This is a genomic window from Kitasatospora sp. NPDC056446 (genome assembly GCF_042796115.1).
Classification (GTDB): Bacteria; Actinomycetota; Actinomycetes; order Streptomycetales; family Streptomycetaceae; genus Kitasatospora.
In genome coordinates this window covers 18,356-29,867 of record NZ_JBHTRF010000085.1, presented here as the reverse complement: position 1 = coordinate 29,867, position 11,512 = coordinate 18,356, and the positions used below count along the sequence as shown (strand labels likewise).

At 74.1% G+C, this 11,512-nt stretch carries 10 protein-coding genes; 5 read left to right on the top strand and 5 right to left on the bottom strand.

Features of this window, described 5'->3' with window-relative positions; genetic code table 11:
* Nucleotides 1-794 precede the first annotated feature (794 nt).
* The 3 genes from ACFQ6N_RS34250 (at nt 795) to ACFQ6N_RS34240 (ending at nt 3,046) form a co-directional block, all read left to right on the top strand.
* Nucleotides 795-1,289 carry a hypothetical protein gene (locus ACFQ6N_RS34250; protein WP_380657640.1) on the top strand — a complete coding sequence of 165 codons (495 nt, stop codon included), beginning with the start codon at nt 795-797 and terminating at the stop codon, nt 1,287-1,289.
* 66 nt (nt 1,290-1,355) lie between these two features.
* Nucleotides 1,356-1,439 (top strand): putative leader peptide, encoded by an 84-nt coding sequence (locus tag ACFQ6N_RS34245; protein ID WP_380657654.1) that lies wholly within the window; start codon nt 1,356-1,358, stop codon nt 1,437-1,439.
* 371 nt (nt 1,440-1,810) lie between these two features.
* The gene (locus ACFQ6N_RS34240) at nt 1,811-3,046 is read left to right on the top strand and encodes an acyl-CoA dehydrogenase family protein (RefSeq protein ID WP_380657639.1); all 1,236 of its coding nucleotides are present in this window, start codon (nt 1,811-1,813) and stop codon (nt 3,044-3,046) included.
* 65 nt (nt 3,047-3,111) lie between these two features.
* Here ACFQ6N_RS34240 and ACFQ6N_RS34235 read toward each other — a convergent pair whose 3' ends face one another.
* A complete protein-coding gene (locus ACFQ6N_RS34235; RefSeq protein WP_380657637.1) occupies nt 3,112-4,350 on the bottom strand; it encodes a phosphotransferase in 1,239 nt (412 codons plus the stop codon).
* 526 nt (nt 4,351-4,876) lie between these two features.
* Between ACFQ6N_RS34235 and ACFQ6N_RS34230 the strand changes: the two genes are divergently transcribed.
* Nucleotides 4,877-6,358: a hypothetical protein gene (locus tag ACFQ6N_RS34230; protein ID WP_380657635.1), complete on the top strand. Its 1,482-nt coding sequence runs from the start codon at nt 4,877-4,879 to the stop codon at nt 6,356-6,358.
* A 187-nt stretch (nt 6,359-6,545) separates the two neighbouring features.
* Here ACFQ6N_RS34230 and ACFQ6N_RS34225 read toward each other — a convergent pair whose 3' ends face one another.
* On the bottom strand, nt 6,546-7,055 hold the full coding sequence (locus ACFQ6N_RS34225) for a hypothetical protein (protein WP_380657633.1): 510 nt from the start codon (nt 7,053-7,055) through the stop codon (nt 6,546-6,548).
* Between the two features lie 288 nt (nt 7,056-7,343).
* Between ACFQ6N_RS34225 and ACFQ6N_RS34220 the strand changes: the two genes are divergently transcribed.
* Nucleotides 7,344-8,855 (top strand): HEAT repeat domain-containing protein, encoded by a 1,512-nt coding sequence (locus ACFQ6N_RS34220; protein WP_380657632.1) that lies wholly within the window; start codon nt 7,344-7,346, stop codon nt 8,853-8,855.
* A gap of 129 nt (nt 8,856-8,984) precedes the next feature.
* Here ACFQ6N_RS34220 and ACFQ6N_RS34215 read toward each other — a convergent pair whose 3' ends face one another.
* The 3 genes from ACFQ6N_RS34215 to ACFQ6N_RS34205 form a co-directional block, all read right to left on the bottom strand.
* Entirely contained in the window at nt 8,985-9,827 is an 843-nt protein-coding gene (locus ACFQ6N_RS34215; RefSeq protein ID WP_380657653.1) for an undecaprenyl-diphosphate phosphatase, read from the bottom strand.
* Between the two features lie 262 nt (nt 9,828-10,089).
* A complete protein-coding gene (locus ACFQ6N_RS34210) occupies nt 10,090-10,869 on the bottom strand; it encodes a class I SAM-dependent methyltransferase (RefSeq protein WP_380657631.1) in 780 nt (259 codons plus the stop codon).
* 71 nt (nt 10,870-10,940) lie between these two features.
* On the bottom strand, nt 10,941-11,474 hold the full coding sequence (locus tag ACFQ6N_RS34205; RefSeq protein ID WP_380657629.1) for a PadR family transcriptional regulator: 534 nt from the start codon (nt 11,472-11,474) through the stop codon (nt 10,941-10,943).
* Between the last annotated feature and the right edge of the window lie 38 nt (nt 11,475-11,512).

Here is an 11,512-nt window from a genome sequence, read left to right as displayed (position 1 = left end):
GGGGCGGGCGTGTCCCACACCCCCTGTGGTGGGTGCCTGCGGCGGCCCCCGGCGCGGGGGGGGCGCGCCCCCCGGCGGGCCGGGGGCCCGCTCCGCAGGTCTTTCCCGGGTCCGGGGCAGGTCTTTACCGGGTCGGATCATCACAACTGATGATCATTGAGCGTGCCCCGTCAGAATTTCTGTTGACTGTTAGACAAACGCAGCTCAGAGTATGAGCACAGGCAGACGCCGTGCCCACCGCCCCCACGCGGCCAGACACGGCGCCTGCTGTGCGGCCCGGCAGCATTGCCAGGCCATCCTCCCAGTCATCCCCTGCGCACCGGGGTGCGTCGGCCGGTCCCGGCCCCGCGAGGGGCCGGCAGTCGCCGGGAGGTTGGCGCCGGATCCGAGAGCGACTCGGACACGGCACCGGTGCTCGGGACCCGCACGCCCCCACGCGGCGGCGTCCCGAGCAGATCCACGGGGCGACGGGCCGGGGCCCCGCGGATCTGGCTTGTAAGCATGGAACTGTTGGCTTGTGTGTCGTGCTGTGTGCGATGACGAAGATGACGAAGCTGGGTGCTCGGCAGTTCGGCACGACAAGTGCACAGTGAGGGATACGCGTGTAGGGCCGCGTTGCGACATGCCGTCCCCCCGGAGGGTGAAACCCAGAACGGCTGTCGTGCTGAACCGAACGTAGCCCGGACGGTTGCTCAGAGTCAACATTGGTCTCTGAGCGTCGATCTCCCGTCCACCCCCCGTCGGCGCCCCACCCACCTCGCGAGTGCGGTGTGCCGGACACGTACGATGTTCCCATGTCTTTTCTCCGCCGTCGCTCCGGACAGCCCGCCGGCCCGGACTTCGACGTGCTCGCGATGGAGCCGGGCGACTGGCCCGGCGACTTCGGTGCGGCCATGATGACCGGCCCGGACGGCTCCTGCCAGGGAATTTTCCTGCGCTATGACCTGTTCGGCGGCAGAGGCCCGGCGATGTTCATCGGCAACCTCCCCGAAGGCTCGCCCGCCCGGGAGACCGGCGACGAGGTGCCCTTCGAGGTGCGGCAGCTGCTCGCGGCGCTGGAGAACGACGAGCCGGTCGAGTTCGTCTCGGCCGAGGACTTCCCGGTCATGCTCGGGGACGACCTGCTGATCGTGAAGAAGGTCAAGGTCAGCGAGGAGCGGGTGTTCTGCGCCCAGTTCGGCCGCAGCGACGGCGTCCTGGTCACCATCGCGTCCTGGGACCGACCGATTTCGGACGACCTGTATCAGCTGCTGAAGCCGCTTCCGGCGGACATGTTCCAGCAGGGCTGACCGGCGCCCGCCCAGGGGCCGGACGCTGCTTGACGGTATCGATCAACGGTTCGTACAGTCGCGAACATGCCGTGCCGTCTTCCGCTGCTGACCCGTCGCAGGCATCTGGACCTGCGGCGCACCGCCAGCGCGGCGTGTCCGGGCTGCTGAGGGGGATCCGTCCCCCTGCGGCGGGGGGTCGACCGTACCGGTCGACGCCGAGACCCGGGGGCGGGCAGTGAACCGACCTCCGGGCCGCCCACCGGTACCGCGCGCCCGATCGGCGTGCCGCCCGCATCCGTCGAGCCCACGCTGCCGCCCGGAGGCACAGCATCATGACGACCAGCGCCGCCGACCGCTCGTCCGCCGACCATTCGCCCGAGGGCCGTACCGCGAAGGACCGCTCCGCGAAGGACCGTTCCGCCGGTGACCGCCCGCGCGACGGCCGGTCCCGGACCGCTCCGACGTCGACTTCCGGCCAATCCGATTCCGGCCGACCGGCGTCCGGCCCTTCGGCGCAGGGGCCGTCCGCACACGGCCCGGTGGCACCGGATCCGTCGGCACCGGGCCGCCCGGCGGCCGACGGCGAGGCGCCCGGCCGTGAAGCGCCCGACCACGAGGCATCCGACCGCGAGGCGGTCGAGGCCGCCCTGGCCGGGTTGCCCCGGGTGGTCGACCTGCTGGCCGCCCGCGCCGAGGAGCACGACCGCGACGCGACCTTCCCGTACCAGGGCATCGAGGCGGTGCACGAGGCCGGACTGCTCACCCTCACCGTCGCCCGCGCGTACGGCGGTCCGGGCGGCACGCTCGCCGACACGGTCCGGGTGCTGTCCCGACTCGGGCGCGGGGACGCCTCGGTGGCCGTGGTCACCGCCTTCACCCTGCTCCGGCACGCCGAGCAGGCCCGCCGTGCCGACTGGCCGACGGCCGGCTACCGGCGGCTGCTCACCGAGTCCCGGCGCGGCCCCGCACTGGTCAACACGCTGCGGATGGAGCCCGGCGCCCGCTCGGGGGACCTGCCGGAGACGGTCGCCCGACGGGACGGCGACGGCTGGCTGCTGACCGGCCGGAAGACGTACTGCACCGGCGCCGAGGCGCTGGCCTGGATGGCGGTGACCGCGCGCACCGACGAGGAGGAGCCGAGGATCGGGACCTTCCTGGTCCGCGGCGAGAGCGAGGGCCTGGAGATCGACCCGACCTGGGACCAGCTCGGCCTGCGCGCCAGCGCCAGCCACGACGTCGTCTTGGACCGGGTCCGGGTCCCGGCCGACCTCGCGCTCGGCCTCGGCACCCGCGAGCCGAAGAACGGCGGCGACGCCGAACTCTCCCTCGCCTGGCACGACCTGGCCCTCTCCGCGGTGGCGATCGGCGTCGCGCGGGCCGCCCAGGGCTGGCTGGTCCGCTTCCTCAACCAGCGCACTCCGGCCAATCTGACCGAGCCGCTCGGCACCCTGCCCCGCTACCGCTGCGCCCTGGGCGAGATCGAGGCCCAGCTGATCGGCGCCGAGGAACTGGTCGAGGGACTGGCCCCCCGGGTCGACCGGGGCGAGCCGGACGCCGTCGCCCGGACCGGTCCGGCCCACCTGCTGGCCACCCGGGCCGCGACCACCGCCGTCCAGCAGGCCGTGGCGCTCACCGGCAACCCCGGCCTGAGCCGGCGTCACCCGCTGGAGCGCTACCTGCGGGACGTGCTCAGCAGCCGGGTGCACCTGGCGCCGGACGAGACCGTCCTGGAGGCCGCCGGCCGGGCCGCCCTGGAACGCGGCGCCCGGCCGTAGGGCCGCTCCGGCACGGTGGTCCGACACCGGGCGCCTCCCGGCACCGCCGGTCGGCACCCGGTGGTTCAGCGCGTGCCGACCGCGGCCCGGACGGCCCGGCGGGCGAGCGCGGCGTCGTCGTAGAGCCGGCGGATCATGATCCGCTGCTCCTCGCCGGCGCCCGGCACGTCGTACAGCCGGATCTCCCGCATCAGCACCAGCACCAGGTTCACCAGGAATGCGTCCCGGGCCATCGTGCCGCCGCTCTGGGCGAGTTGGCTGATCTGACGGCGCGCCGCGGTGTCCCCGGAGAGGACGCTCCACAGCACCGCCAGGTCGTAGCCGGGCAGGTACCAGCCGGCCTGCTCCCAGTCGACCAGCACCGGGCCGGACGGCGCCAGCAGCATGTTGCTGAGCAGGGCGTCGCCGTGGCAGAGCTGCATCGGGGTGCTGCCGAGGCCGTGCAGCAGCCCGCGCAGGTCGCCGGCGTCCCGGTCGGTGAGCTGGCCCACCGAGTGGTAGCGGGCGATCTCCAACTGGTAGTCCATGCGCGGCTGGAACACGTCGGTGGGCGGACGCCAGAGGTTCAGCGTCCGGACCGCGGTGAGCAGCGCCCGCACCTCGCCCGGGGTGGGCGCGTTGACGGGGTGGCGCTCCCGGGCGGCCGGGCGGCCGGGGACGCGCTCCATGACCAGCACGCAGCGGTCGTGGTCGGCCGCGACCAGCCGGGGCAGCCGCACCGGCGGGCGGTGCCGGACGAACGCCCGGTAGACCGCGACCTCGTGGTGGAAGTCGGCCACCAACTGCTCGAAGTACTCACTCCGCACCGCCTGCGGCGCCAGGCACTTGGCGACCACCGGCGCCCGCCCGATGGTGCCCGCCACCAGGATGTGGCGGCTGCCCTCGCGCAGGACCTGGCGCGGAGTGAACGCGGGACATATCCGCGCGACGCTCGCCAGCGCGGCCCGGACCGACGGGGTCTGGAGCGCCGACGGGTCGATCCGCTCCGGCCCGCCCGGCTGCCCCGGCCGCCGGGCGCGCAGCACCTGGCCGTCGGCCTGGCGGGCGAGCGGGAGCCGGGCGCCGATCGGCGGGACCGCCTCGGGGCCGCGCAGCCCCAGCGCGGTACGGCCGGTGGGGCCCAGCGCGGTACGGCCAGCCGGGACGACCCGGGCGTCCACCGCCCGGCCCTCGGCGCCGCGCGGGGCCACCGGGCGGGTCGCCGGGGGCGCCTGCTTGGGCCCTGGGCGGCCGGCTGCTGCGGTGGGGGGGCGCAGCGTGGCGCGGGTCGCGCTCGGCGTGGGGGTCGTCGCTGAGGAGTACATGGGCTGAGGGTGGTCCCTTCCGGTCCGTCGGCGGGTGCGGCCCCGCGGGGGCGGGGGAGGGCCGGTGCCGTGTGCGTCCTGGCGTGACGGCGGCCCTGCGGGTGGTGCGGTACGGCGGGTGGTGCGGTACGGCGGGTGGTGCGTACGCCGCCGGGGTGCGGCGGGTGGTGCGCGGGCGCCGGGCACGGACGCGGGGTCGGAACCCCTGTTCGGCTGTGCTCCGGCCGTCCGCACCCTGGGGAGTGCGGTCGACCGGACTGCCGTGGCCGTGCCCGGCGCCCCCGCGCCACCCGGCCGCGCCACCCCCTCGGGTGAGGACCGGGAGCGTCCCCTGACACCGTCGGGGGACTCCCCCGACGCTGGTGGGACGCCGCCCGACCCGGGGGGCGAGGTGGCGCACCCCTACAACACACCCGTCGGGCACTGGCTTAGTAGTCTGGCGGGCCCTGGCGAACGGTGGCGAATGCTCGCCTGGCACTTGCCGCAGCCTCTAGCCTCGAAGGAGCCGAGGAACCTGGGGGCTTCGTTGAGCAGGGGACCCAACACCCGACTCGCCGATCTGTTCGTCCTGACCGGATGGTCCAAGGGCGAACTCGCGCGGCTGGTCAACCGTCGGGGTGCCGCGATCGGGCAGATGCAGCTGTCCACCGACACGTCGAGGGTACGGCGTTGGATCGAGCAGGGGGAGATCCCGCGCGATCCGGTGCCGAGGGTGCTGGCGGCCGTGTTCACGGAGCGGCTCGGCCGTGTCGTCACCACTGAGGACCTCGGTCTGGAACGACACCGGCCCACCAGGTCCGGAGCGGACGCGTCCGCAGCAGTGCCATGGTCGCCGGATCGAACGGCCGCGGTCCTCACCGAGTTCACGGGAATGGACCTCATGCTGAACCGACGTGGATTGATGGGCGCCGGAGCCGCGCTCACGGCCGGAGCGGTCATCGCCGACTCGCTGAAGGGCTGGCTGGGCGGGGACGCGGTCGCGTACGCGGCCTCCGTGCCCGGGCCCCGACAGGTGGTCACCGGGGGCGGGGCGCGCCCGGTGGTGGACGTGTACGACGCGGGCCCGGTCGGCCCCGAGGAGGTGGAGTCGCTGGAGCACTCGGTGCAGGTGTTCCGGGCCTGGGACGCGGCCCGCGGGGGCGGGCTCCAGCGCAAGGCGGTGGTCGGCCAACTCAACGAGGTCGGCGGACTGCTGACGCACCGGCACCCGCCCGCCGTCGAGCAGCGGCTGTGGCTGGTCGCGGCCAACCTGGCGGTGCTGGCGGGCTGGATGTCGCACGACGTGGGCCTGGAGCCCACCGCGCAGCGGTACTTCATGATCGCGGCCGACGCCGCGAAGGAGGCGGGCGACCGGCCGCGGGCCGGCGAGGCGATCTCCCGGGCCGCGCGGCAGATGGTCCACCTGGGCCGGGCCGACGACGCGCTCGACCTGATGTCCGCGGCGAAGGCGGCCGGAGGAGAGCCGGTACCGAGAACGCGCGCCATGCTGAACACCGTCGAGGCCTGGGCGCACGCCTCGCTCGGGCACTCCCAGGACGCCTACCGGCTGCTCGGCGAGGCCGAGGACCTGTTCGCCGAGGAGTCGCCGGAGCCGCCGCCGTCCTGGATGCAGACCTTCGACGAGGCCGAACTGCGCGGCATGCAGGCCCTGGTGCTGCGCACGCTGGCCGAGCACGACCTGTCGGCGGCCCCCGCGGCCCGGAAGCACGCGGAACGGGTGATCACCCTGCGGGAGGGCACCGGGCAGCTGCGCTCGGCGCTGTTCGACCGGATCACCCTGGCCTCGGTGCACCTGATCACGGGTGAGCCGGACGCGGCGGAGTTCCAGGCCAAGATGGTGCTGAACCTGATCGGCCAGAACTCCTCGCACCGGACCTGGGACCGGTTGCGGGAGATGTACCGGTTGACCGCGGCGTACCGGGGGCTGCCGGTGGTGGACGAGCTGCGTGCGGAGCTGGGCCGGCAGCTGCGGGCGGCGGACGCCAAGAACCGGCCGCGGTTGGTCTGAGGGCGCCGGGCGCCGGAGGCCTGCGGGCCTGAGGTCCCGAAAGGCCTGGAGTCCCGAAAGGCCAGAAGTCTCGAAAGGCCAGAAGGTCAGAAGGCCTGAGGCTCAGAAGGCCTGAAGTCCCGAAAGGATGAAGTTCCGGAGGCCTGGGGTGCCGGAGGCCCGGAGTTCCGGAAGGGAGGTCTGTGGCTCAGTCCGGCGGTGCCGGGCGGAGCAGCATGTGCAGACCGGTGACGGTGCCGTCCGCGCCGAGGACGGGTTCGCCTGCGCACTCGACGCTGTCGTGCCGTCCGCCGGACCGGCGGATCCGCAGGGTGCCGGCGGCGGTGCGGCCGTGCACCAGGGCGTCGGTCATCATCCGGCGCAGCAGCGGCCGGTCCGCCTCGGGGAGGCGGTCGGGCAGCCGGTCGAGGCTGAGCGGGCCGTGGTCCGGGTCGCAGCCGAGGAGGAGGTAGGTCTCCGCGTTCCAGCGGATGCCGTCGGTCAGCAGGTCCCACTCGGCGGATCCGAGGGCGGTGTCGTCCGTGCTGCCGGTGTCGAGGTAGGGGCCGGACGGGCCCTTTGCCGTGCCGTCCACTCTGCCGTCCGTTCCGCCGGCGGCGTCGCCGCTGCCATCGCCGGAGCCGCCGTCGCCGCCCACCGGGGCGCCGTCCACCAGGGCGGTGCCCGGCGGGCGGGCGACGCCTAAGGGCATGTTCATGGCGGGTCCATCGTTCGGGTTCGGCCCGCTTTGGGCGGGTCGTTCGGATAGTGAGAAGACTGTCGCACAGCGTTCTCACCCCCGTGGGCGATTTGGACAGATCGCAGGCAAAATTCCCGTGGCATATGCCACTGTGGCAGTGGGCCTCGTCGCCCTGTGTGCGGACGGGTGCGCGAGGCGGTAACCTTCGGTGATTCCGGCGCCCGGGCGCCCACCGCAGTACCGACCAGAGACCCCGGCGACGGAAATCCCGTTGCCACTACGACCGCCGCAACGGATGCTGACCTCATGTTCGAGCCAGTGATAGCACCCAGTGCCAGCCTCCTAGGCCTCCTGCAACGAGGCCGTGGTGACGGGCAGCTCCATGCGCTGGCCGCCGACCGTGCCGAGGCCATCGCCGCGCTGGAGGAGTGCGTCACCAGGGATCCGCGAGCCGACTGGCAGGTCGAGAGTCGCTCCCTCTACTACGCGCGCCTCTACATGGAGCTGGAGGCCTCCCTCGACGGCCTCGAGGACCATCTCCACTCCGCGGAGGACCTCGTCACCGACGACGAGGGCCGCACGGGCCTCGCCCTCTCCGTCCTGGGCCACCTCGCCGCGTACGGCCGGCGCGACGCGCTGCTGGTGCTGCGCGAGTACGCCGCCACCGGCGCCAACTGGGCCTGGGCGCTCGACGAACTCGCCCTGCGCGACGACGACCGCGGCCTGCTGCTGCTGGGCACCGCCGTGCTGGACCACTTCGCTCCTGGCCCCGAGGGCGACGCCGAACTGCGTGAGTTCATCCGCAACGCGTACGAGCCCCGCCCGTGGCGGCTGTGGGCGGCCTACCACCCGAGAGTGGCGGCCGCCAGCGAGCAGTCACCCTTCGACCTCTGGCAGCGCCAGGTCAACCGCAGCGGCGTCACCCCGGGCTGGTCCACCGCCGACGTGCTGGCCTGGGCCGACCAGGGCGAGCTCGGCGGCCTCGGCGTCGGTGCCTTCCTCGGCGGGCCTGACGCCCGCCCGGAGCCCGTACGCGGCACCGACGCGCCGGCCGGCCCCGACGCGGTGGACCGCCGCGCCGCTGCGGCCGCCCGCTGTCTGACCGCCGTCGTCCGGCCCGAGGACCGTCCGCTGCTGCTGGAGGCCGCCCGCGACGGCCTGCCCGGCGCCCGCCGCGCGGCCCTGCGCCACCTGGTCGAGCAGCGGGACCCAGCGGCCGTCGAGCTGATCGAGGCCGCCGCCGTCGACGTGGACGACCGGATCGTCCGCGCCGCCCTGGAACTGCTCGGCCGGATGCGCGGCCCCGAGGTGCTGGCACAGGCCCGCCGCTGGGCCGACCCGGCCAGCGGCGGCGCGGACAGCGCGCTCGGTGAGGCCGCCGTCCAACTGCTCGCCGACGCGGGGGAGCCGCAGGACGCGCCGCTGGTGGTCGCCGGGCTGCGCCGCTGGGTCTCCGTGCGCGGGGTCGGCGGTACCGGGCTCGGGACGCTGGTGGACGGCGCGGGGCGGCTGGCCGCCGCCGATGCCGTACCGGTCCTGCGCCACATCTACGGCGAGGCCGCCTCCTCGGAGCTGCGCCGCCGCGCCGCCCAGGCGCTCGCCGCCACCGACGTGCACTTTCCCGAGGGGCCGGCCGTCGAGTGCCTCTGGGACTGCGAGGAGTCCACGCGTGAGCTCGCCGCGCGCCATGTCGCCACCACGGGCGACGCGCGTGTGCTGGAGCGGCTGCGCAGACTCGCCGCCGACCCGGCCGAGGAGGCCGAGGTCCATGCCGCCGTACGCGGCCGGTTGACGGCGGCCCGGGAGTTCGGGCGTTAGGGCGATGGGGCCGGGGGGCCTCGACGCCGAAGGGGCCGGGACACCGTGAAGGTGTCCCGGCCCACTGCTTTGGCGGGGCTCTCCCTGGGTGCGGGAGTGCCCCGGCCGCGCTGTTTCTGAAACGTCGTTCTACTTCACCGAGCCCGCGTCCGGGGTCAGGACGCCGCCGGCCACCAGTCCGATGATCAGGACGCCGAGCAGCACCCGGTAGATCACGAACGGCAGGAAGCTGTGGCTGGAGATGTACTTGAGGAACCAGGAGATCGCCGCGTAGCCGACCGCGAAGGCGATCAGGGTGGCCAGGATGGTCGGCCCCCAGGCCGGTGCCGGGCCCTCGCCGATCTTGAACAGCTCCAGTGCCCCCGAGGCCAGCACCGCCGGGATCGCGAGCAGGAACGAGTAGCGGGCCGCCGCCTCCCGGCTGTAGCCGAGCAGGAGGCCCGCGCTGATCGTCCCGCCGGAGCGGGAGACGCCCGGGATCAGTGCCAGCGCCTGCGCGAGGCCGTAGATGCCCGCGTGCGGCAGCGTGAGGTCGGTGATCGGACGGGCGTGCCGGACGGCCCGGGTGCGGTCCGCGAAGGCCAGGACCAGGCCGAAGACGATCAGCGTGGTGCCGATGATCCGCAGATCGCGCAGATGGGTCTCGATGGTGTCCTGGAACAGCTTGCCGAGGATGCCGATCGGCAGGGTGCCGATGATCACGAACCAGCCCATCCGGGCGTCCGGGTGCGAGCGCAGCGCCGGGCGGACCAGCGAGCGCGCCCAGGTCGTCACGATCGAGGCGATGTCCCGGCGGAAGTAGATCAGCACCGCCGTCTCGGTACCGAGCTGGGTCACGGCGGTGAAGGCCGCGCCCGGGTCGTCCCAGCCCAGCAGTGCGGAGGAGACCCGCAGGTGGGCGCTGGAGGAGATCGGCAGGAACTCGGTGAGCCCCTGGATCAGGCCGAGGACGGCCCCGTGGAACCAGTTGATCACCGGGCACCCGCCGGGGGTATCCGTCGGGCGGTGGACAGGGGCGGCATGGGCGGGTCCTCGCGGATCGGTCGGAGCGGGCAGTCGGACGACCGCGGCCCCGCCCGGCCCGCGGGCCGCGCGCGGGGCCCGGCGCGCGGCCGATGGTACGGGGTGAAAGTGACAGTTCTTTGTTCACCCTTTGTCCGGCCTTTGCGTACGGGCCCCGCCGGCCGGCTCCACCGGCTCCGACCGGCGGGTCCGGGCCCTGGCCCTACTGGCCTTAGTCCTGGCTCTGGCCCGTCGGACGCGCTCTGACCCAGGTGCGGTCCGCCGTCAGGTACCGCTCCACCGTCAGTCCGGCGTCCGCCAGCGCCTGCTCGAACTCCTCGGTGCCGAGCGGACGGGACAGGAAGGTCTGCGTCCAGACGCCGTCCGGGAACCCGTACTCGAAACGGACGGAGTTCACGCCGTCGCCGACCGGGGTGACGGAGACGAGCCGGGACCACGCGCCGGGGCCGATCGAGGTCTCGCGCGGCACGTTCAGGTGCCAGTCCTCGCCCTCGCGCTGCACCAGCACCCGGCCGTCCTCGGCGACATGGCGGCGACAGGTCTCCAGCAGCTGCTGACGGATCGTCATATCACCGGCGTGCACCAGGAAGGAGGCGAGCATGACGACGTCGAAGCGCTCGCCGAGGTCCAGCTTCTCGATCGGGCTGCGCACCGTACGGACGCCCGGGCGGACCCGGGCCAGCATCTCGGCGGACTCGTCCACGGCCGTCACGGTGAAGCCGCGGTCGCTCAGCGGGTGCGTCATCCGGCCGACACCGCAGCCGAGTTCGAGGATGCTCGCGCCGGCCGGCACCGCGGCCTCGATCACATCCGGGGCGTCGCCCACGGGGAGGCGGCTCCACACCTCGACGGCGCAGCCGTCCGGGGTGATCGGGCCCTCGCCCGTTCCGTCGTAGCCCGCGCGCCGGTCTTCGCGCCGGTCTTCGCGCCGGTCCGTGTGCCGGACGTCCTGCGGGTGCCGGTCGGGGGTGTCGTGCGTGTCGTTGCCCATGGTGGCCATCGGAACACGGGCGGCGCCGGGAGGGAAGGCGGCCGGGTGCCTTCCGGCGGCCTGCGAGGCGGTCAGTCGGCGGATCGGTCGAGTTCGGACAGGGTCGTGTGCAGCCAGCCGAGTTCGGCCTCCGTGGTGGCACGGGCGATCAGCAGCTGGCCGCGCCGGAACGGGTCGGTGAACTCCTCGGCGCCCATCGGGCGGTCGCCGTCGTAGTAGAAGCTCGCCGGCTCGGCGAGGAAGGCCAGACGGCGGCGGAGCACGGCGGCCTGGGCGGCGGGGTCCTCCAGGTGGCGCAGGAAGGCGAGCAGCGTGAACCACCGGTTCTCGTCGCTGATGTCGAGCGGCTCGGGCGTGCGGAGGCGGTCGAGCAGCGCCGCGCGGCCGGTCTCGGTGAGGTGCAGGGTGTGCCGGGGCGCGGCGGCGCTGCCGGGCTCGGTCCGGCGGACCAGCAGGCCGGCCGTCTCCAGGCGCTTGATCGCGGGGTAGAGCGTGCCGTCGCTGATCGGCTGGACGTGCCCCGAGAGCGCGGCGAGGTGGCGGCGCAGCTCGTAGCCGTGCAGCGGCCGGTCGTACAGGAACCCGAGGATCGCGAGCTTGAGCATGGGGCCACCCTCTCACGCGTCCCTCGGCTCATCGGTAT

Bases quoted from the DNA above. Each gene is read 5' to 3' on its own strand.
- ACFQ6N_RS34225 (WP_380657633.1), bottom strand. From the start codon at position 7,055: ATGAACATGCCCTTAGGCGTCGCCCGCCCGCCGGGCACCGCCCTGGTG.
- ACFQ6N_RS34235 (WP_380657637.1), bottom strand. From the start codon at position 4,350: ATGTACTCCTCAGCGACGACCCCCACGCCGAGCGCGACCCGCGCCACG.
- ACFQ6N_RS34210 (WP_380657631.1), bottom strand. From the start codon at position 10,869: ATGGGCAACGACACGCACGACACCCCCGACCGGCACCCGCAGGACGTC.
- ACFQ6N_RS34245 (WP_380657654.1), top strand. From the start codon at position 1,356: ATGCCGTGCCGTCTTCCGCTGCTGACCCGTCGCAGGCATCTGGACCTG.
- ACFQ6N_RS34220 (WP_380657632.1), top strand. From the start codon at position 7,344: ATGTTCGAGCCAGTGATAGCACCCAGTGCCAGCCTCCTAGGCCTCCTG.
- ACFQ6N_RS34250 (WP_380657640.1), top strand. From the start codon at position 795: ATGTCTTTTCTCCGCCGTCGCTCCGGACAGCCCGCCGGCCCGGACTTC.
- ACFQ6N_RS34205 (WP_380657629.1), bottom strand. From the start codon at position 11,474: ATGCTCAAGCTCGCGATCCTCGGGTTCCTGTACGACCGGCCGCTGCAC.